Below are 19,487 nucleotides of genomic sequence, written 5' to 3' on the forward strand. Positions count from 1 at the left end.
ACCGGCTCCACCGTCCCCACATAGTCCCTCGCGCTCTCGCCTCTGGCTGCGGATGGGCCAGAAAAGCGAAAAACCTCTCGCGGGTGCGAGAGGTCTGCGCGCGGGTCGAGGACGACGGTGTCCGCCCGTACCTGGTCGTACGTGGCGGTCACTGCGGACCGGCGCGCCTGCTGCCAATAATCATGACGAACGAGAGCACGGGGGCAGTCTGGCACAACCCCCGCGCCTCGCTCACGGCTGTCTCAGGATGCGGTCGATCACTTCGGGTGAGTCACTTCAGGTGGGTCACTTCAGGTGGCGTACGTAGACGTTGGTGGTGAAGTCGGTCTGCCCGGCGTCCTCGGGCACGAGGTCGTTGGCCCAGCTGCTGAAGGCGACCGTACGGCCGTGCCGGTCGATCACCGGGAATTCCGCGGGGTCGGCGCTCGGACCTCCCTGCGCCGCGACACTGACGAGCACCGTGCGTCCGGTGCGCAGATCGCGTACGTACACCTGCCGCGCGTCGTCCGAGGCCGGGGCGGCCGAGCCGAACGCGAGATGCCTGCTGTCGTCGCTGAGCCGGGGGTAGGCGGTGTAGGCGGCCGGGTCGGCGCCGTCGATCCGGCTCACCGACCCCGTCTTCAGGTCGCGTACGAAGACGTTGTGGCTGCCGTTGGTGTCGTCCGGTGTCAGCTGCGAGTCCAGTGAGTTGAAGACCGCGTACCGACCGTCGGCGCTGACCTGCGGGAACTCGGTCTGGCCGTCGGACACCTTGCCGTCCGGCGCCTTGTCGACCTGGAACAGTTCGCCGCTCGGCACATCACGGACGTAGGCGTCGCTCCAGTCGCCCCGGGTGGGCTGCGGGACGAAGAACTGGTAGCCGACCCGGCTGCCGTCCGCGCTGATCGACGGGCGGGTGGCGGCGGACTTCCAGGCGCCCTCGCCCGGCACCTGGCTGATGCGGACCCGCTCGCCGGTGACGCGGTCGACGCGGTAGACACGGCTGGACCGGTCGCCCGCCGGTGCCTCGTCGCTGTTGCGCAGGGCGACGAAGGCCACATAGCGGCCGTCGGCGCTGAGCGCGGGGCCGGCGATGCCCGCGTAGCCGGGGGCGATGGCGTCGTCGATCTGCTGGACGGCGCCGGTCTTCAGGTTCTTGATCCAGATGTGGTTGTCGTCGGTGTTGTAGGTGGGGTTGATGGTGTACGCGAGATACCGGCCGTTCGCGCTCAGGGAGACGTCCAGGACGTTGCCGTCCCCGGCGGTACTCGCCAGGCGGGTGGTGCCGGTCTTCAGGTCGCGGACGAAGGCGTCGGCGGTGCCGTCGGTGTCACCCGGGACCAGGTTGTCGGCGGCGGAGCGGAAGGCCAGGTAGCGGCCGTTCGCGCTGATGCTCTGCCCGCTGGACGACGCGTTGCCGTTGGTGCCGTCCGAAGCCACGCTCGCCTTCTCGGTGCGCGGGGCCTTGGGCGCGGCGCTCGCGGCCGGGCCGGTCAGGGTCGCCGTGGCGGCGGCGACGGTGACGGCGAGCGCCAGGGCTCGCTTGGTGCTGTACATGATGGTTCCCCCGTAGTGGTTGCTGCTGGTCATTGCACTGTCCGCAGGAAGACGTCCGACACCCCGTTGGTGTCTCCTTCCACCAGATCGGGTGACGCCGACTCGAAGGCGACGACCGTGCCGTCGGCGTTGATGGAAGGGTGCCGGGCCGAGAGGTCGTTGCGGCCGCCCCAGCGGTCGACGCTGATCAACTGCCGCTTCCCGGTGGCGAGTTCCCGCAGGTATACGGCGCCGCGCGAGGTGTACGCCACGTGCGTGCCGTTCCCGGAGAGCGAGGGCTGGCTGCCCCTGATCCGGGTGGTCGTTGCGGTGTCGAGGTCGCGGACGCGTACCTCGCCACCCTGTTGGAAGGCGACCTTGCGGCCGTCCGCGCTGATCGACGGCGCCGAGCCCGCGCCGAGCGTCGACAGGGCGCCGGTGTCCAGGTCGCGGACGTGGACCTCGCCGCCCTGCTCGAAGGCGATGTACCCGACCTGGGTGCGCCCGCCCGTCGCCCGGTCCTTGACGAAGAGGTCGGCCGGGTCCTCCGCCTCCACGTCACCGCGGACGGAGTACACGACCTTCTCGCCGTCGCCGCTCACCGAGGCCCCCGGCTTGTCGCCCTCCTCGGCCGGTGAGATCAGCCCGTCGGTGCCGGTGGCCGTGTCACGGACGTACAGCAGCCGGAAGTTCGCGTCACCGTTGCGGTTGCCGATGGTGTACGCGACGTGTGTACCGTCCGGGCTGATCGACTGCACGCGGCCCAACTCGTTGAAGCCGGGCGGGTCCTGCGGCCACAGCTTCTCCGCACGGCCGGTGGCGCTGTCGTACAAGTAGGGCGCGAGGAACCGGGTGCCCGCGGAGAACGCGATACGGCTGCCGTCGGCGCTCGGCGCGGGCGAGCCGTACGTGTAGCCGCTGCCGAGGTCGATCTTGGTGACCCCGCCGTCGTCCAGGTCCTTCACGAGCAGGCACCTGTCGAAGCGCGCGCAGCCGAAGCTCGGTGCGATGGAGGTGAACGCCACCTTGCGGCCGTCGGCACTGATCGCGGCGCCCGTCGACTCCCCGTCGGCCTGGCTGGCGTCGGTGGCCGTGCTGACCCTGTGCACTCGGGGCGCGTGCAGCTCGGCACCGGCGGTCGTTCCGGTGAGCGCGAGCAGCAGCGCCGTACCTAAGGACACGCTGGACACACGTACAGCTCTGGACATGTTCCCCCCTGTGTTCCCCGTGGACGCTCTCCCCCGGCCCCGCGCAGGCCCTGCCGCCAAGGCTCCCCATGAGGCAAACGCACCACGGGTCACAGGGTCAATCGGCCTTATTGCGTACAACCCGGGCTCGGGGTCACGCGTCCGCGAGGAGGTTCTCGTCCAGGAACTCCCGTACGTGGCCGAGAATCTGCGCTCGGTCCGTGCCTCGTAGTCCGATCGCCACGTGGATGGAGAAGCCGTCGAGCAGCGCCCGCAGCCGGGCGGCCACGCGGTCCGGGTCGACCGCGCGGAACTCGCCCCTCGACACCCCTTCCGCCAGCAGTGCCACCAGGTCGCGGTGCCAGGCGCCCTCGATGGCGGCCTGCCGGTCGCGGGCGTCGGCGGGGGCGTTCTGCGAGCGGTTCCAGACCTCCAGCCAGAGGGTCCAGTGGGGGTCGCGATGGCCGTCGGGGACGTACAGGTCGACGTACGCATCGAGCCGTTCGCGCGCGGTGGCCGTGCGGGTGAGGAGGCGGCCGCGCTCGGCGCCCAGCCGGCCCTCGCTCCACTCCAGGGTCCGGAGCAGCAGCTCGTCCTTGGAGTGGAAGTAGTACAGGAGGTGGCCGCTGCTCATCCCGACCTCGCGGCCGAGGGCCGCCATGGTGAGCTTCTCCAGGCCGAGTTCGGCGATCATCTCCATGGCGGCGACGAGGACCTCCTCGCGGGGCGGGGCGGGGGTGCGGCGGCGGGCGGGGGTCATACGGCGGCCTCCACGCGGACGGCGCGGGGCAGGAAGTGCGTCTCGTACGGGCCGTAGCACTCGGAGAACAGCGTCGCCACCGCCGTATCGCACTGCGCACAGACCTCGTTCGACCCCTCGCGCCCGGGACGGCCGCAGCACCCGGTCTCCTCGGCGGCGGGGTCGGCGGACAAGCGCCCACGGGTGTCCTCGGGGTGGACGACCCATGTGTCGCGCGGCCCCGCGGACATCAGGCACCCCGGTCCGTCGGGGTCTCCCATGCACACGTCTCCCGGGTGGGCGGATCCGCACCACTCGGGGTCGGGATGCGGCACGTACGGCGCCCCGCACGGCTCCGGGTCCAGCGCGTACGTCCCGCGCGGCAGGGTCGACGGGGCGTGCCGGGAGCCGTCGGGGTTCTTCAGCCCCTCGTACTCCGGGCGGGGCGGCACTTGAGGCAGGAGCCGCAGCGGCTCGGTCAGGCGGCTTCCGCAGGCGGCACAGGTCAGCACGTTCACCCGTACGTTCTACCTGACCGTCGCCCTCGGCTGCTGCTGGGTGATGCAGTGGATACCGCCGCCACCCGCGAAGACGGTCCGCGCGTCCACCAGTGTCACCGTCCGCCCGGGGAAGAGCCGACGGAAGATACCGGCCGCCAGTTCGTCGTTCGGGTCGTCGAAGGCGCAGAGCACCACGCCGCCGTTGCAGAGGTAGTGGTTGATGTACGAGTAGTCGACCCACTCCCCGTCCTCGTCCCTGAGGACCGTGGGGGCGGGGATCTCGACGACCTCCAGGCGACGGCCCTTCGCGTCCGTCTGTCCGCGCAGGATCTCGACGTACTCCCGCGAGCGGGCGTGGTCGGGGTGGTCGGGGTTCCGCTGGCTGTGGACGACCACGGTGCCGGGCCCGGCGAAGGCCGCGACGATGTCGACGTGACCCTGGGTGCCGTACGTGCCGTAGTCGCCGGCGAGGCCGTGCGGGAGCCAGATCGCCTTGCTGGTGCCGAGCCGGGCGTGGATCTCCGCCTCGACCCGCTCGCGCGTCCAGCCGGGATTGCGCCCGGCGCCGAGCTGGACCGTCTCGGTGAGCAGGACCGTGCCCTCGCCGTCGACGTGGATCGCGCCGCCCTCGTTGACCATTGTGCTGCTCCGTACCGGCACTCCGGCCAGGTCCGCGACATGGCGGGCGATCTTGGAGTCGTGCTCCCAGCTCGCCCAGTCCTGTGCTCCCCAGCCGTTGAACACCCAGTCCACGGCGGCCAGTCGACGGCCGTCGCTGACGAACGTGGGCCCGATGTCACGCATCCACGCGTCGTCGAGCTCGCGCTCCACCAGGTCGACGTCCGGTCCGAGCAGCTCGCGCGCGGACTCCCCCTGGCCCGTGCCGTGCACCATCGTCACCGGCTCGAAGCGGCGCACGGCGCGGGCCACCGAGGCCCAGGCGGTCCGGGCCTCGGCGAGCTCCTCGTCGTCGGTGAAGGTCGCGTTGGGTCCGGGCCAGGCCATCCACGTGCGCTCGTGCGGCTCCCACTCGGCGGGCATGCGGTAGGTCATCAGGTGCTCCAGGGGTCCTAGAGGAAGTACAGGCGGTTGAGGGAGACGGAGTCGGCCGGCTCGGAGCGCAGCGGCTCGCCGTCGAGGGTGACCAGGCCGGTGCGCTGGTCGACATCGACCGCTCCGGTACGGGAGTTGAGGCGCAGGTCGGCCGGTCCGATGCCGCGGGTGCCGCGGACGGCGACCCTGCGGCGGCGGGTCGGCATGGAGTCGTTGCCCTGGTCGAGCGCCGCCTGTGCGACGAAGGCGACCGAGATATCGGCGGGGGCGGCGCCGTACGCGCCGAACTGCGGTCCCAGCACCAGGGGTTCACAGGTGTCCGTCGCCGCGTTGGGGTCCCCCACCACGCCGTACGCCGGGAAGCCGGACTTCAGTACCAGCTGCGGTTTCGCGCCGAAGTACTCCGGGCGCCACAGCACGATGTCGGCCAGCTTCCCGACCTCGATGGAACCGACCTCGTGCGAAAGGCCGTGCGCGATGGCCGGGTTGATCGTCAGCTTGGCCATGTAGCGCAGGACGCGTTCGTTGTCGTGGTCGTCGTCGGGGGCGCCGAACTCGGCTTTCATCTTCCCGGCCATGGCGAAGGTACGGCGGACCGTCTCGCCCGCTCGCCCCATGCCCTGCGCGTCCGAGGAGGTGATGCCGATCGCGCCCAGGTCGTGCAGTACGTCCTCGGCGCCCATGGTTCCGGCGCGGATGCGATCGCGGGCCATGGCGGCGTCGCCGGGCAGGTCGGTCTTGAGGTCGTGGACGGAGACGATCATGCCGTAGTGCTCGGCGACCGCGTCCCGGCCGAAGGGCAGGGTGGGGTTGGTGGAGGAGCCGATGACGTTCGCGACGCCCGCCATCTTCAGCACGTTCGGGACATGTCCGCCGCCGCAGCCCTCGATGTGGAAGGCGTGGATGGTGCGCCCCTCCAGGACGCGCAGGGTGTCCTCGACGGACAGGCACTCGTTCAGCCCGTCGCTGTGCAGGGCGACTTGGACGTCGTGTTCCTCGGCGACCCGGAGCGCCGTGTCCAACGCCCGGGTGTGGGCGCCCATGTCCTCGTGCACCTTGAAGCCGGACGCACCGCCCTCGGCGAGAGCCTCGATCAGCGGCGCGTCGCGGGAGGACGAACCCCGGCCCAGGAAACCGATGTTGACCGGCCAGGCGTCGAAGGCGCTGAACGCGTGCCGCAGCGCCCAGGGCGAGTTGACGCCGACGCCCCACACCGGCCCGAACTCCTGCCCGATGACCGTGGTCACGCCGGAGGCCAGCGACGCCTCCATGATCCGTGGCGACAGCAGATGCACGTGGGTGTCGACGGCCCCGGCGGTGGCGATGAGCCCCTCGCCGGACACGATGGACGTGCCGGTGCCGACGACGACGTCGACCCCGTCAAGCGTGTCGGGGTTCCCGGCCCGCCCGATGGAACAGATCCGCCCCTCGCGGATGCCGATGGAGACCTTGCGGATCCCCTGCACGGCATCGATCACGACGACGTTGCTGATGGCGACGTCACAGGTCTCCCGCACGGCCGCGGCCTTGAGGTGCAGTCCGTCGCGTGCGGTCTTGCCGAAGCCGGCGAGGAACTCGTCGCCGTAGCGCTGGGAGTCGGCCTCGACGCGGATCGTCAGCCCGGAGTCGCCGAGCCGGATGCGGTCGCCGGCGCGGGGGCCGTGGGCGGCGGCGTACTCGTGAGGGGTGAGGCGGCGGGCCTCGGCGGGGTGCCCTCCGGGGCGGCTCATCGGTCGGCCTCCTCGGTGGGCACGCCGAGGTAGCCGCAGGCGGCGGCGCGGCGCAGGGCCTCCTCGCGGGCGCCGGGCGCGTCCAGCGGTCCGTCGACGAGCCCGGCGAAGCCGATGGCGACGCGGGCACCGCCGATCGGTATCAGGCCGACCTCCAGCGACTCCCCCGGCCCGAACCGCACCGAGGAACCGGCCGGTACGGCGAGCCGTGTCCCGTAGGCCTCGGCGCGGTCGAAGTCGAGGCGCGGGTTGACCTCGAAGAAGTGGAAGTGGGAGGTGACGGAGACGGGGACGGTCGCGGTGTTGGTGACCGTCAGCCGTACGACGGCCTCGGGTTCGGCGTGCTCGGGCCCGGGCAGCAGCGCGCCGGGAGCCTCGGGGCCGAGCCCGCCGCCGATCGGGTCGCTCACCACGGCCAGCCGGGACCCGTCGTCGAAGACGGCCTCGACATGCACCTCGGTGACGACGTCCGCGACACCGGGCAGCACGTCGTCCGGACCGAGCACCGTGCGGGCCCGCTCGATCGCCTCGGCGAGCCGCGCGCCGTCCCGGGCGGCCTCGCACACGGTGTCCGCGATGAGCGCGGTGGCCTCCGGCACGTTGAGCCTCAGTCCTCGGGCGCGGCGGGCACGGGCCAGCTCGGCGGCTCCGAAGAGCAGCAGCCGGTCGCGTTCGGTGGGGGTCAGCCGCATGTCGTTCCCTTCGTTTAGAACGTCACTCTAATCAAGGTTGCCCATGAACGGAACCCTTGACGTCTCTCTTGGAACGCACCACATTGAGTAGCATTCTAAGTGTCGCTCGAAGGAGACCCGGTATGCCGATGGAACAGCGCGGAGTCGACACGATCCCGGACGGGGAACGCACCAGCGGGCCGCGCGATCTCGTCTCGATCCTGCTCGGCTCGAACCTCTGCCTGGGCGTGATCGTCTTCGGCTGGCTGCCGCCGTCCTTCGGCCTGGACTGGTGGGCGTCGGTGAGCTCGATCGTGGCGGGCACGGCGGTCGGGACGCTGCTCACGGCGCCGCTGGCGCTGATCTCCCTGCGCACGGCGACGAACCTGTCCACGTCCTCCGGCGCCCAGTTCGGCGTGCGCGGCAGGCTCGTCGGCTCGGTGGTCGGCCTGCTGCTGGCCCTCGGCTACACCACGCTGACCGTCTGGATCGGCGGCGATGTGATGGTGGGCGCGCTCGGCCGACTGTCCGGGATGCCGGCGAGCGGGGTGTCGTACGGCGTCGTCTACGGGCTGCTCGCGGCGGCGACGGTGGCGGGCGCCGTGTACGGCTACCGCGTGCTGCTCGCGATGTCGCGGGTGCTGGCGGTCGGGATGACCGCGCTGCTGGCGCTGGGGGTCGTGGCCTACGCCCCGCACTTCACGACGGAGGCGCTGCCGCAGGCCGGCGGCTATCTGCTGGGCGGGTTCTGGCCGACGTGGCTGCTGGCGACGGTGGCGGCGGGGCTGTCGGGGCCGATCGCCTTCATCACCCTGCTCGGCGACTACACCCGCTACATCTCACCCTCCCGCCACTCCTCCCGCCGGGTGCTGCACGCGACCTGGCTGGGTCTGGTCGTGGGACTGCTGGTGCCGCAGCTCTTCGGCACGTTCACGGCGTACGCGGCCCGCGCGGCCCTCGACTACGCGGGCCCGCTGGTGGACGCCTCGCCCGCCTGGTACCTGCTCCCGCTCCTGCTGGCCGCCTCCGCCGGCTCGGTCGGCAACGCGGGCCTGATGCTCTACTCCATGGGCCTCGACCTGGACGCCATCCTGCCGCGCGCGTCCCGGGCACAGGCCACCTGCGCGGTGGCGGTGGTCGCGACGGTCTGCGTGTTCATCGGCCACTACGCCTCGACCGCCCAGAACGCGATGACGTCCTTCGTCCTGCTCCTGACAGCGATCGGCACCCCGTGGGCGGTCATCACCCTCATCGGCTTCGCGCGCTGTCGCGGCGTGTACGACGCGAAGGCCCTGCAGGTCTTCAACCACCGTGCGCGGGGCGGGATCTACTGGTTCCGGGGTGGCTGGAACATCGCGGCGACGACGGCCTGGGCACTCGGCGCGGGGGTCGGTCTGCTGGCGGTCTCCCTGCCGTCGTACGAGGGTCCGCTGCTGGTGTGGACGGGCGGGGTGGACTACAGCTTCCTGCTGTCGGGGCTCGTGGGTGGGCTGACGTACGTGGGGCTGACGGCCCGGCAGCCGAGTCAGCCCACGGCCTCCTCCGCCTCGTCCGGATCGGAGAGCCGGCGCAGTTCCACAGCGTCGTAACGCAGGGGACCGTGCCGGATCCGTCGGACGAGTCCGAGGGGGAGCACCGCAGCCCCTCGCGACGGTGGTCGGAGGGGCTGCGGGCGAAGGTGACGGTCAGCCCAGCTGGTGCATCCAGCCGTGCTTGTCCTCGGCCGTGCCGCGCTGGATGTCCAGCAGAGCCTGGCGCAGCTTCAGCGTGACCTCGCCCGGCTCGCCGCCCGTCTGCTGCCACTCGGTGTTCGCGCGCTTCACCGTGCCGACCGGGGTGATCACGGCGGCCGTGCCACAGGCGAAGACCTCGGTCAGGGTGCCGTTCTCGGCGTCGCGCTGCCACTGGTCGATGGAGACGCGGCCCTCCTCGGACTCGTAGCCGAGGTCACGGGCGACCGCCAGCAGGGAGTCGCGCGTCACGCCCTCCAGGATCGAGCCCGTCAGCGCCGGGGTGATGATTTTGTCGCCGTACACGAAGTACAGGTTCATGCCGCCGAGCTCCTCGACCCACTTGTGCTCGACCGCGTCGAGGTAGCAGACCTGGTCGCAGCCCTTGGCGGCCGCCTCGGCCTGGGCGAGGAGGGAGGCCGCGTAGTTGCCGCCCGTCTTCGCGTCGCCCATGCCGCCGGGGACGGCGCGGACGCGGTCCTCGGAGAGCCAGATGGAGACCGGCTTGACGCCGCCGGGGAAGTAGGCGCCGGCCGGGGAGGCGATGACCAGGAAGAGGTACTCGTTGGCGGGCTTGACGCCCAGGCCGACCTCGGTGGCGATCATGAAGGGGCGCAGGTAGAGGGACTCCTCGCCGCCGTGCGCCGGGACCCAGGCCCGGTCCTGCTGGACGAGGACGTCGCAGGCCTCGATGAACGTCTCGACCGGCAGCTCCGGCATGCCGAGGCGGTGCGCGGAACGCTGGAAGCGCTCGGCGTTCTTCTCGGGGCGGAAGGTGGCGACGGTCCCGTCGGGCTGGCGGTACGCCTTGAGGCCCTCGAAGATCTCCTGCGCGTAGTGCAGGACCATCGTCGCCGGGTCGAGCTGGAGCGGGGCGTACGGCACGAGCTGGCCGTCGTGCCAGCCGCGGCCCTCGGTCCACTTGATGACGACCATGTGGTCGGTGAAGTGGCGGCCGAAGCCGGGGTTCGCCAGGATCGCGGCGCGGTCGGCGTCGGAAAGTGGCGAGGCTGAGGGCTTGAGCTCGATCGTGGGCGTCGTCATGAGTGGTTGTCCTTCACCGGTTGTGTAGTGACGGGCCGCGCTCACGCCCTTTACTGTCAGTTGCCAGTGCTAGGACGTCCGAGCATTCCCTCATTCCGCGGCTCCGCGTTCGATTATCGCGCTACGGAGGCCGTGGAAGAAAACGGCGTGAATGCGACCCAGGGGATGATGGTGGCACCCGGCGGGGACATAAGGAAAGCCGCCGGGTGCGGATGCGACCCGGCGGCTTCGAGTGGTGCTGTGAGTGCCGCGGGTCAGCCGGCTACTCGTACGGCCAGCGCGTCGCCGATCTCCGACGTGCTGCGGGCGGGCTTGCCGGTGCGCTCGGCGAGGTCGGTGGAGACCGCCTCGTCGATCCGGGCGGCCTCGGCCTCGTAGCCGAGGTGACGCAGGAGCAGCGCGACGGACAGGACCGTGGCGGTGGGGTCGGCCTTGCCCTGGCCGGCGATGTCGGGGGCCGAGCCGTGGACGGGCTCGAACATCGACGGGAACTCGCCGCTGGGGTTGATGTTGCCGCTCGCCGCGACGCCGATGCCGCCGGAGACGGCCGCGGCGAGGTCGGTGATGATGTCGCCGAAGAGGTTGTCGGTGACGATCACGTCGAACCGGGCCGGGTCGGTGACCAGGTAGATCGTGGCCGCGTCGACGTGGATGTAGTCGGTGGTGACCTCGGGGAACTCCTCGGCCACCGTGTTGAAGACGTTCGTCCACAGGTGACCCGCGAAGGAGAGCACGTTGTTCTTGTGGACCAGCGTGAGCTTCTTGCGGGGGCGGGCCTGGGCGCGGGCGAAGGCGTCGCGGACGACACGCTCGACACCGAAGGCCGTGTTCACGGAGACCTCGGTGGCGACCTCGTGCGGGGTGCCCTTGCGGATGGTGCCGCCGTTGCCGGTGTACGGGCCCTCGGTGCCCTCGCGGACCACGACGAAGTCGATGGCGGGCTCACCCTTGAGGGGAGTCTCGACACCCGGCAGCAGCTTCGACGGCCGCAGGTTGACGTGGTGGTCGAAGAGAAAGCGGAGCTTGAGCAGGAAGCCGCGCTCCAGGACGCCGGAGGGGACGCTGGGGTCGCCGATGGCACCGAGGAGGATCGCGTCGTGCTGCTTCAGCGCGTCCACGTCGGCGTCGGTGAGGGTCTCACCGGTGGCGTGGTAGCGCTTGGCGCCGAAGTCGTACTCCTTGGTCTCCAGCTTCACATCCTGCGGAAGGACGGCGGAGAGGACCTTCAGGCCTTCGGACACGACCTCCTGGCCGATGCCGTCACCCGGAATGACTGCGAGATTGATGCTGCGAGACATGCCCGCACCCTACTCCCGCGTCCCATGGGATGACACGGAGCGTCCGCCATCCGGACAGCCGCATGCACCTGGGCGTCAGCCCTTCGACTGGCGTTCACCCGTACGTATGGCGGGCGTTGGGATCCGCTGGGAACTTCACCAGCATGGACCTTCCCGACGTCGGCATCCCGGCGCAGCTCGCGAGCCGGATGAGCATGGCCGAGCAGTACGAGTATCTGCGCACGAAGCTGACCCGGCGCCGCACCCTGGTGACGGCCGGCGCGGTGGCGGGCGGCCTGCTGACCGGCGGCTGCGCGGGAGACACGCCCGCACCCTCCTCCCGTAGAACCGCTTCCCCGTCCCCCGTCACCAAGGTGCACGGCTCGGTCGTCGCCCCCTTCGGCCGCCATCTCGCCTTCGGCGCCGACCCGAAGACGCAGATGCGGATCTCCTGGCAGGTCCCGCTCGCGGTGCAGAAGCCGTACGTCCGGATCGGCACCCGCCCCGACGAGCTGAGCCGCAGGATCGAGGCCGAGGTACGCGATCTGCACACCCCGGGCGTCACAGGCGTCCGCGCGGCGCTCGACCAGTACTACCTGCACGCCGCCCTGGACGGTCTGCGCCCCGGCACCACGTACTACTACGGCGTCGGCCACGACGGACTCGACCCGGCCGCCGCCGCACACCGCTCCACCATCGCGTCCTTCCGCACCGCCCCGGCGAGCCCGGAGAAGTTCGTCTTCACGGCCTTCGGCGACCAGGGTGTAAGCAAGGCGGCGGCCGCGGGCGACCACACCCTGCTGCGCCAGAACCCCGCGTTCCATCTCCACGCGGGGGACATCTGCTACGCGAACGTCAACGGCCGGGGCGAGGAGTCGGACGGCTACGACCCCTCGTACTGGGACCTGTTCCTCAAGCAGAACGAGGAGGTCGCGCGGTCGGTGCCGTGGATGGTGACGACCGGCAACCACGACATGGAGGCCTGGTACTCCCCCGACGGCTACGGCGGCCAGCTCGCCCGCTGGTCCCTGCCGGAGAGCGGCTTCGATCCGCGCTCGGCGCCGGGCGTGTACGCGTTCACATACGGCAACGTCGGCTTCGTGGCGCTGGACGCCAACGACGTGTCGTACGAGATCCCCGCCAACCTCGGCTACACGGGCGGCAAGCAGACGGCGTGGCTGGACGAGAAGCTGGGCGAGCTGCGGGGGTCGGTGGATTTCGTCGTCGTCTTCTTCCACCACTGCGCCTACTCAACCTCCTCGCACGCCTCCGACGGCGGGGTGCGCGAGGAGTGGCTGCCGCTGTTCGCCAAGCACCAGGTGGACCTGGTGATCAACGGGCACAACCACGTCTACGAGCGCACCGACGCCATCAAGGGCGACGCGGTCGGCAGGCGGGTGCCGATCGGCGCGTCGACCGACCCGACGCGGGACGGGACCGTGTACGTCACCGCGGGCGGCGGCGGCAAGGACCTGTACGGCTTCCCGGCGGGCGTGCAGGAGAGCTACGAGGGGCACGTGCACGACCGCGAGTCCGTGGACACCTTCCAGTGGACGAAGTCACGGGCCGCGGACAAGGAGAGCGTGGAGTGGTCGCGGGTGCGCTACCGGGGCTTCTCCTTCCTCCAGGTGGAGGCGGAGAGCGGTACGGCGCCGAGGCTCAAGGTGTCGGCGCTGGCGCAGAACGGCGACCGGATCGACCATTTCGAGGTGCGGCGCGGGACGTGAGCCCGCGCCGCACCCCGGCGGGTGCGGCTCCCGGTATCTGGGTGGGCGGCCTCAGTGGCCGGTCGAGCCGCCGTTGTCACGGCGGTCGAGGGCGCGCTGGAGGGCGGCCGCGGCGTTCTTGCGGTCGGACTCGCTCGTACGGACGGTGTGACGGACTCGACGGCGGGCGGTCGTCTCGGCCATGAGAAATCGACTCCTTCGAAATCATGGAGTGCAGAAGGAAGTTACGAGACGCCGGAAGGGGCGGGGAGCGGTGCCGCAGGGGTTGCCTGCATGGGGCCCGGCTCACGACCGCCATTCGCTTGATCGAGCGAGACGTTCGGCTTCTACAAAGCTAAGGGAGGACGCTCGGTCTGTCTCCACAATTACTCGGACTTCCTACTATCTGAGACGGTGTAGTGGGTCACACGGGGCTGACCTGCGGTTTCATATCCTGGAGAGGCACGCGGCCCAGATCACCGCGCTGATACGGACTTCCTCAGCCGGAGTCTCTGAGCGCCGCCTCCACGGCCTCCCGGAACCCCTCCGGATCCTCCACCCACGGCAGGTGCCCGGCACCCGGCAACACCACCCGCCGCACCCGGGGCAGCGCCCGCTCCAGCGAGTCGACCGACCAGCGCGGCCGGATGTCCCGCTCACCGTCGACGATCAGCACGGGCACCTCCAGCCCCTGGCAGGCGGCGTACAACTCCGGGCTGCCCCAGCTCTGTCCCGTCTCCGTACCCAGCGCCACGTTGCACTCGAAGTTGATCTCGAACCAGGGGTCCGCCATACGACCGGCATGCTCCAGCGCCCGCTCCCGGTCCTCGAAGTCGACCGACCACTGCAGCACCGCCCGCTCACGGTCGCCGTCCGTCAACTCCTGCCACCGGGCCGACCGTTCGGGCACCTCCCCCAGCCTCTCGCGGAAGTTCTCCTCGAAGGGCCCGCGCCAGGTGGACACCGGGTCGATGCCCGTGCCGCCCACGTACACGAGGCCCCCCACCCGCTCCGGGTGGGCCAGCGCATAACTCAGCGCCAGCTGGGCGCCCCAGGAGTGGCCGAGCAGCACGGGCCGATCGAGCGCGAAGTGCTGCCGTACGGCGTCCAGATCCGCCACGAACCGGTCCGTCGTCCACGGCCCCGCGCCCCGCTCCGAACGCCCGCACCCGCGCTGGTCCCAGCGGACGACGGTCGCCCGGTCCTCCAGCATGGCGGCCACGTCCTCGAACATGTCCCACAGTCCGGGGCCGCCGTGACACAGCACCAGGGCCTCGGCGCCCTGCCCCTGCCGCGAGACCCACAGCCGTGCACCGTCGTCAGTCGTCACCGTCATGACCATGAGTCTGCGCCATGAGTCCGGCCGGGGGACGACGAAGGGCCGGGCGATCGCCCGGCCCTCCATGCTCTCTGTCCGACCGTCAGCCCATGTGCGGGTACGCGTAGTCGGTCGGCGGGACCAGCGTCTCCTTGATGGCGCGGGTCAGGGTCCAGCGCATCAGGTTCTGCGGGGCGCCGGCCTTGTCGTTGGTGCCGGAGGCGCGGCCGCCGCCGAAGGGCTGCTGGCCGACGACGGCGCCGGTGGACTTGTCGTTGATGTAGAAGTTGCCGGCCGCGTAGCGCAACTTGTCCATCGTGTACGCCGCCGCCGCGCGGTCGCCCGCGATGACCGAGCCGGTCAGGGCGTAGTCGGAGACCGACTCCATCTGGGCCAGCATCTCGTCGTACCGGTCGTCCTCGTAGACGTGCACGGCGAGGAAGGGGCCGAAGTACTCGGTGGTGAAGACCTCGTTCTCGGGGTCCGAACACTCGACGACGGTCGGGCGGACGAAGTAGCCGACCGAGTCGTCGTACGAACCGCCCGCGACGATCGTGCAGTCGGGGTCGGACTTCGCGCGGTCGATGGCGGCCTTGTTCTTGGCGAAGGCGCGCTCGTCGATGACGGCGCCGATGAAGTTGGAGAGGTCGGTGACATCACCCATGGTGAGGTAGTCGACCTCGGCCGCGAACTCCTCCTTGAAGCCGCTGTTCCAGATCGACGCCGGGATGTAGGCCCGGGAGGTCGCGCTGCACTTCTGGCCCTGGTACTCGAAGGCACCACGGGTCAGTGCGGTCTTGAGGATCGCCTTGTCGGCGCTCGGGTGGGCGACGACGAAGTCCTTGCCGCCGGTCTCGCCGATCAGACGGGGGTAGGTGCGGTACTTCTCGATGTTGGCGCCGACCGTCTTCCACAGGTGCTGGAAGGTCTTGGTGGAACCGGTGAAGTGGATGCCGGCGAGGTCGCGGTGCTCAAGGGCGACCTTGGAGACCTCGATGCCGTCGCCGGTGACGAGGTTGATGACGCCCTTGGGCAGCCCGGCCTCCTCCAGGAGCTGCATGAGCAGCACGGCGGCGTGGGTCTGCGTCGGGGACGGCTTCCAGACGACGACGTTGCCCATGAGCGCCGGGGCCGTCGGCAGGTTGCCCGCGATCGCCGTGAAGTTGAAGGGCGTGATCGCGTAGACGAAGCCCTCAAGGGGGCGGTGGTCGAGGCGGTTCCAGACGCCCGGGGAGTTCGCCGGGGGCTGCTCGGCGAGCAGGTCGCGGGCGTACTGGACGTTGAAGCGCCAGAAGTCGACGAGCTCGCAGGGGGTGTCGATCTCGGCCTGCTGGGCGGTCTTCGACTGGCCGAGCATGGTGGAGGCGGCGAGGGTCTCGCGCCAGGGGCCGGCGAGGAGTTCGGCGGCGCGCAGGATGATCGCGGCGCGGTCGTCGAAGGCCATCGCACGCCAGGCGGGCGCGGCGGCGAGGGCCGCGTCGATCGCGTCCTGCGCGTCCTGCTGGGTGGCGTTGCGGTACGTGCCCAGAACGGCCTTGTGGTTGTGCGGCTGCACGACCTGGAAGGCGTCGCCGCCGCCGAGCCGCCTCTCGCCGCCGATGGTCATCGGCAGGTCGATCGGGTTCTCGGCCAGCTCCTTCAGCTTGACCTCGAGACGGGCGCGCTCGGGCGAGCCGGGGGCGTAGCCGTGCACCGGCTCGTTGACGGGGGTGGGGACCTGGGTCACAGCGTCCATGAGATCCGTAACTCCTTGTTCTGAGCGGGTGTTGCGAGCGGGTGTGCGGGCTCAGCCCTTGCTGATCATGCTGCGGACGAAGAAGCGCAGGTTCGCCGGCTTCTCCGCCAGACGGCGCATGCTGCGCCTTCCCGGGGGACAACCCCCGGACCCCCGGCCGAAAGACCCGCGTGCGTGCGTCATCTTTCAGCCCCGGGTGAGCATGCTGCGGACGAAGAAGCGCAGGTTCGCCGGCTTCTCCGCCAGACGGCGCATGAAGTAGCCGTACCAGTCGGTGCCGTAGGCCGTGTAGACGCGCATGCGGTGGCCCTCGGCGGCGAGGCGCAGATGTTCGTCGCCGCGGATGCCGTACAGCATCTGGAACTCGTACTCGTCGAGCTTGCGGCCGGCCTGGTGGGCCAGTTCCTGGGCGATGGAGATCAGGCGCGGGTCGTGGGACCCGATCATCGGGTACCCCTCGCCCTCCATCAGGACCTTGAGGATGCGGACGTACGCCTTGTCGATCTCGTGCTTCTGCTGGTACGCGACCTCGGCGGGCTCCTTGTAGGCGCCCTTCACGAGCCGCACCCGGCTGCCGCTCGCGGCGAGGCGGCGGGCGTCGGCCTCGGTGCGGAAGAGGTAGGCCTGGATGACGCAGCCGGTCTGCGGGAAGTCGTTCCGCAGCTCCTCGTGGATGGCGAACATCGAGTCGAGGGTGGTGTGGTCCTCGGCGTCCAGCGTCACGGTCGTACCGACGGCGGCGGCGGCCTCGACGACCGGCCGGACATTGGCGAGGGCCAGCTCGTGGCCGCCCGGCAGCGCCTGTCCGAACATCGACAGCTTCACGGACATCTCGGCACGGGTACCGAGGTCCAGCTCCTCGAGCCGGTCGACGAGCCGGAGGTACGCGTCCCGGGCGGCTTCGGCCTGCTCGGGGGTGGTGATGTCCTCGCCGACGACGTCCATCGTCAGTTCCAGGCCCCGGTCCGTGAGGTCCCTGATGATCGGCACGATCTCGTCGACCGTCTCGCCGGGGATGAAGCGGTCGACGACCTGCTTGGTCACCGGCGCCGCCGAGATCAGGCGTCGCATCCGGTCGCTGCGCGACGCGGCAAGAATCACGGGACCCAGCACGGGGCACCTCCACAAACCAGCAGATAGAACCACCGTGAAACCTAAGGATCCCTCCGATCGTCGGCCATCGACAGCTGTCACGCATCCGTGCCGCAGATCTCAGACAGATGTATGAAGGGCAGGGATTATGCGGGAGAATGCCCGAGTGACAGCCGATGCCGCGTCGTCCAGCCGAGCCGGTGACTACCAGGAGCTGGTCGACGAGATCTCCGAGCTTCTCGGGGTGCCCGCGACTCTGGAGAGCCGTGACTTCGAGCTGATCGCCTTCGGGGCGTACGACAGTGAGGGCGACCTCGATCCCTCGGCGCTGGACCCGGTGCGCGCCCGCTCGATCCTGACCCGCCGCTCGACGGCCGCGGTCCGGACCTGGTTCGAGGGCTTCGGCATCACGCGCGCGACCGGTCCCGTCCGTATCCCGCCGACGCCCGAGGCGGGGGTGTACCGCGGACGGATCTGTCTTCCCGTGCGCCATCGGGGTGTCGTCCTGGGATACGTCTGGCTGCTGGAGTCCGACCCCGGGCCCACCGAGTCCCAGCTGGCCGCCGCCATGGAGGTGACGGTCCGGATCGGCGCGCTGCTCGCGGACGAGGCACAGCACGGGGCGGACCTCAGCCGTGAGCTGCGGGCGGTGCTGACCGCCGAGCGGGGCTGGCAGGGGGACATGGCGGTGGCGGCGCTGCGTACGGCGCTCGGCCCGCGCGGCGACGGCCCGCACGCGGTGGTGTGTGTCGCGCCGTGGCCGTCCGCCGACCCGGACGACGCGCCGTCCGCGCGTACGGTGCCGCACACGACGGCCCTGTGCACGGTTCCGTGGGGCACGAGCGCGCAGAGCCTGGCGATCCTCGTCCGGCTGCGGTCGCCCGAGGTGCGGACCCCGGCGCTCGCTGCGGCGCAGAGGCTGCTGGGGGAAGGCGCCCGGGCGGCCGGCGTGGGCGAGCCCCGGACCGGTCTCGGCGACCTGGCGACGTCCTGGCAGGAGGCCTCGGCGGCGGCCCGGGCGGCTCTCGCGGAGCCGGCGATCGGCCCGGTCGCGGAGTGGTCGCGCATCGGCCCGTACCGGCTGCTGACCTCGCTCCCCGCGGAGACGGCCCACGACCCCGTCGTACGGCCCCTGCTCTCCCCCTCCCACCGCGAACTCGCGCGCACCGCCGAGATCTACCTCGACTGCGCGGGCCAGGCGGGTCGCACGGCCGCCGAACTGGGCATCCACCGCCAGACCCTGTACTACCGCCTGTCCCGGGTGGAACAGCTGACGGGCCTGGACCTGGACGACGGCGAGGACCGGCTGCTGTTGCACATGGCGCTGAAGGGGGCGCGACTCTAGAGCTCTTTTGACGTCCCCCTGCCCGAATTCGGGCAGAAAGGAGGGGAAGTCGACAGCTTCCGCCTCTACAGTGCTCGCATGATCACTGCCTCCGCGCTGGGCTCCTTCGCACTGAACGTGGGCCTGCTGACCCTCACTCCGGGCATCGACACCGCCCTCATACTCCGTAGCGCCGTCACGGGGCGCCGTACGCGCGCGTGGGGCGTCGTCCTCGGCATCCAGACCGGCACCCTCGTCTGGGGCGTGCTCGGCGCGCTCGGCGTCACCGCCGTCCTGACCGCGTCCCACCTCGCCTACACGGCCCTGCGCTGGGCGGGTGCCGCGTACCTGGTCTGGATGGGCGCCCGCATGGTGTGGGCGACGCTGCGGCGGCGGGGCGGGGACGCCGGGCCCACGGAGGAGACGGACACCGGGGGCGGCTTCTGGAGCGGCTGGCGCAAGGGTGCCCTGACGAACCTGCTCAACCCGAAGGTGGGCGCCTTCTACATGGCGGTCCTGCCGCAGTTCGTCCCGGAGGGCGGCGCGGTGGCGCACCTGGTGGCCGGCGGCCTGCTGGCGGGCGTGCACATCGCGCTCGCGGTGATCTGGTCGGGCGTCCTGATCCTCTTCGCCCGCGCCCTCCGCGACACGCTCCGTCGCCCGTCCGCCCGCCGCGTCCTGGAACGCGTCACCGGCACGGTCATCGCCGCCTTCGGAGTACGCCTCGCCTTCGCGGAGTAGCTCCGTGTCCCTGCTGCCGACCTGCCTCGACTGACAGTGATGATGTTCGTGGTGACGCTGCGGGTGGGTCTGACCCGTCGACTGACTGACGTTTCGACTGTCCGGTTTGGGATTTGTCGGCCCGC

At 70.8% G+C, this 19,487-nt stretch carries 17 protein-coding genes; 4 read left to right on the forward strand and 13 right to left on the reverse strand.

Annotated elements, in window-relative coordinates:
* Positions 1 to 285: 285 nt before the first annotated feature.
* The 7 genes from TN53_RS14690 to ureA form a co-directional block, all read right to left on the reverse strand.
* On the reverse strand, positions 286 to 1,569 hold the full coding sequence (locus TN53_RS14690) for a TolB family protein (RefSeq protein WP_234441594.1): 1,284 nt from the start codon (positions 1,567 to 1,569) through the stop codon (positions 286 to 288).
* Positions 1,566 to 2,705 (reverse strand): PD40 domain-containing protein, encoded by a 1,140-nt coding sequence (locus TN53_RS14695; RefSeq protein WP_052745202.1) that lies wholly within the window; start codon positions 2,703 to 2,705, stop codon positions 1,566 to 1,568. The genes TN53_RS14690 and TN53_RS14695 overlap by 4 nt, the downstream gene beginning before the upstream one ends.
* Positions 2,706 to 2,856: 151 nt before the next feature.
* Entirely contained in the window at positions 2,857 to 3,462 is a 606-nt protein-coding gene (locus TN53_RS14700) for a TetR/AcrR family transcriptional regulator (protein WP_046258902.1), read from the reverse strand.
* Positions 3,459 to 3,959, reverse strand: a complete 501-nt coding sequence (locus TN53_RS14705) for a hypothetical protein (RefSeq protein ID WP_046258903.1) — start codon at positions 3,957 to 3,959, stop codon at positions 3,459 to 3,461. The genes TN53_RS14700 and TN53_RS14705 overlap by 4 nt, the downstream gene beginning before the upstream one ends.
* Before the next feature lie 9 nt (positions 3,960 to 3,968).
* Complete coding sequence (locus TN53_RS14710; protein ID WP_046258904.1) at positions 3,969 to 4,994, reverse strand: agmatine deiminase family protein; 1,026 nt, start codon at positions 4,992 to 4,994, stop codon at positions 3,969 to 3,971.
* 17 nt (positions 4,995 to 5,011) lie between these two features.
* Positions 5,012 to 6,724, reverse strand: a complete 1,713-nt coding sequence (locus tag TN53_RS14715; RefSeq protein WP_046258905.1) for an urease subunit alpha — start codon at positions 6,722 to 6,724, stop codon at positions 5,012 to 5,014.
* Positions 6,721 to 7,416 (reverse strand): urease subunit gamma, encoded by a 696-nt coding sequence (gene ureA, locus TN53_RS14720; protein WP_046258906.1) that lies wholly within the window; start codon positions 7,414 to 7,416, stop codon positions 6,721 to 6,723. Before ureA ends, TN53_RS14715 begins: the two co-directional genes overlap by 4 nt.
* A gap of 122 nt (positions 7,417 to 7,538) precedes the next feature.
* Between ureA and TN53_RS14725 the strand changes: the two genes are divergently transcribed.
* The gene (locus TN53_RS14725; protein ID WP_046258907.1) at positions 7,539 to 8,984 is read left to right on the forward strand and encodes a cytosine permease; all 1,446 of its coding nucleotides are present in this window, start codon (positions 7,539 to 7,541) and stop codon (positions 8,982 to 8,984) included.
* Positions 8,985 to 9,080: 96 nt separating this feature from the next.
* On the opposite strand, the gene TN53_RS14730 is transcribed toward TN53_RS14725, so the two are convergent.
* Together TN53_RS14730 and TN53_RS14735 are read right to left on the reverse strand one after the other, a co-directional pair.
* Entirely contained in the window at positions 9,081 to 10,169 is a 1,089-nt protein-coding gene (locus tag TN53_RS14730; protein ID WP_046258908.1) for a branched-chain amino acid aminotransferase, read from the reverse strand.
* A gap of 254 nt (positions 10,170 to 10,423) precedes the next feature.
* Positions 10,424 to 11,467 (reverse strand): 3-isopropylmalate dehydrogenase, encoded by a 1,044-nt coding sequence (locus TN53_RS14735; protein WP_046258909.1) that lies wholly within the window; start codon positions 11,465 to 11,467, stop codon positions 10,424 to 10,426.
* A gap of 143 nt (positions 11,468 to 11,610) precedes the next feature.
* Here TN53_RS14735 and TN53_RS14740 point away from each other — a divergent pair, with 143 nt between their 5' ends.
* The gene (locus TN53_RS14740) at positions 11,611 to 13,173 is read left to right on the forward strand and encodes a purple acid phosphatase family protein (RefSeq protein WP_046258910.1); all 1,563 of its coding nucleotides are present in this window, start codon (positions 11,611 to 11,613) and stop codon (positions 13,171 to 13,173) included.
* 51 nt (positions 13,174 to 13,224) lie between these two features.
* Here the strand turns inward: TN53_RS14740 and TN53_RS49135 are convergent, their stop codons facing one another.
* The 4 genes from TN53_RS49135 to TN53_RS14755 form a co-directional block, all read right to left on the reverse strand.
* Positions 13,225 to 13,356 carry a hypothetical protein gene (locus tag TN53_RS49135; protein WP_095046488.1) on the reverse strand — a complete coding sequence of 44 codons (132 nt, stop codon included), beginning with the start codon at positions 13,354 to 13,356 and terminating at the stop codon, positions 13,225 to 13,227.
* 295 nt (positions 13,357 to 13,651) lie between these two features.
* Positions 13,652 to 14,488 carry an alpha/beta fold hydrolase gene (locus TN53_RS14745; RefSeq protein WP_095046490.1) on the reverse strand — a complete coding sequence of 279 codons (837 nt, stop codon included), beginning with the start codon at positions 14,486 to 14,488 and terminating at the stop codon, positions 13,652 to 13,654.
* An 85-nt stretch (positions 14,489 to 14,573) separates the two neighbouring features.
* Positions 14,574 to 16,205, reverse strand: coding sequence for an L-glutamate gamma-semialdehyde dehydrogenase (gene pruA, locus TN53_RS14750; RefSeq protein WP_046258911.1), 1,632 nt, complete (start codon positions 16,203 to 16,205; stop codon positions 14,574 to 14,576).
* 186 nt (positions 16,206 to 16,391) lie between these two features.
* Positions 16,392 to 17,318 (reverse strand): proline dehydrogenase family protein, encoded by a 927-nt coding sequence (locus TN53_RS14755; RefSeq protein WP_046258912.1) that lies wholly within the window; start codon positions 17,316 to 17,318, stop codon positions 16,392 to 16,394.
* 127 nt (positions 17,319 to 17,445) lie between these two features.
* Here TN53_RS14755 and TN53_RS14760 point away from each other — a divergent pair, with 127 nt between their 5' ends.
* Both TN53_RS14760 and TN53_RS14765 read left to right on the forward strand, forming a co-directional pair.
* Entirely contained in the window at positions 17,446 to 18,642 is a 1,197-nt protein-coding gene (locus TN53_RS14760; protein WP_046258913.1) for a PucR family transcriptional regulator, read from the forward strand.
* A 78-nt stretch (positions 18,643 to 18,720) separates the two neighbouring features.
* Positions 18,721 to 19,362 carry a LysE family translocator gene (locus TN53_RS14765; RefSeq protein ID WP_046258914.1) on the forward strand — a complete coding sequence of 214 codons (642 nt, stop codon included), beginning with the start codon at positions 18,721 to 18,723 and terminating at the stop codon, positions 19,360 to 19,362.
* Positions 19,363 to 19,487 lie beyond the last annotated feature (125 nt).

The organism is Streptomyces sp. WM6386, from assembly GCF_000972385.1.
Lineage (GTDB): Bacteria > Actinomycetota > Actinomycetes > Streptomycetales > Streptomycetaceae > Streptomyces.

Excerpts from the sequence above, each read along its gene's own strand:
- TN53_RS14690 (WP_234441594.1), bottom strand. The coding sequence starts at position 1,569 with ATGACCAGCAGCAACCACTACGGGGGAACCATCATGTACAGCACCAAG.
- TN53_RS14700 (WP_046258902.1), bottom strand. The coding sequence starts at position 3,462 with ATGACCCCCGCCCGCCGCCGCACCCCCGCCCCGCCCCGCGAGGAGGTC.
- TN53_RS14710 (WP_046258904.1), bottom strand. The coding sequence starts at position 4,994 with ATGACCTACCGCATGCCCGCCGAGTGGGAGCCGCACGAGCGCACGTGG.
- TN53_RS14715 (WP_046258905.1), bottom strand. The coding sequence starts at position 6,724 with ATGAGCCGCCCCGGAGGGCACCCCGCCGAGGCCCGCCGCCTCACCCCT.
- ureA (WP_046258906.1), bottom strand. The coding sequence starts at position 7,416 with ATGCGGCTGACCCCCACCGAACGCGACCGGCTGCTGCTCTTCGGAGCC.
- TN53_RS14725 (WP_046258907.1), top strand. The coding sequence starts at position 7,539 with ATGCCGATGGAACAGCGCGGAGTCGACACGATCCCGGACGGGGAACGC.
- TN53_RS14730 (WP_046258908.1), bottom strand. The coding sequence starts at position 10,169 with ATGACGACGCCCACGATCGAGCTCAAGCCCTCAGCCTCGCCACTTTCC.
- TN53_RS14735 (WP_046258909.1), bottom strand. The coding sequence starts at position 11,467 with ATGTCTCGCAGCATCAATCTCGCAGTCATTCCGGGTGACGGCATCGGC.
- TN53_RS14740 (WP_046258910.1), top strand. The coding sequence starts at position 11,611 with ATGGACCTTCCCGACGTCGGCATCCCGGCGCAGCTCGCGAGCCGGATG.
- TN53_RS49135 (WP_095046488.1), bottom strand. The coding sequence starts at position 13,356 with ATGGCCGAGACGACCGCCCGCCGTCGAGTCCGTCACACCGTCCGTACG.
- TN53_RS14745 (WP_095046490.1), bottom strand. The coding sequence starts at position 14,488 with ATGACGGTGACGACTGACGACGGTGCACGGCTGTGGGTCTCGCGGCAG.
- pruA (WP_046258911.1), bottom strand. The coding sequence starts at position 16,205 with ATGGACGCTGTGACCCAGGTCCCCACCCCCGTCAACGAGCCGGTGCAC.
- TN53_RS14760 (WP_046258913.1), top strand. The coding sequence starts at position 17,446 with ATGCGGGAGAATGCCCGAGTGACAGCCGATGCCGCGTCGTCCAGCCGA.
- TN53_RS14765 (WP_046258914.1), top strand. The coding sequence starts at position 18,721 with ATGATCACTGCCTCCGCGCTGGGCTCCTTCGCACTGAACGTGGGCCTG.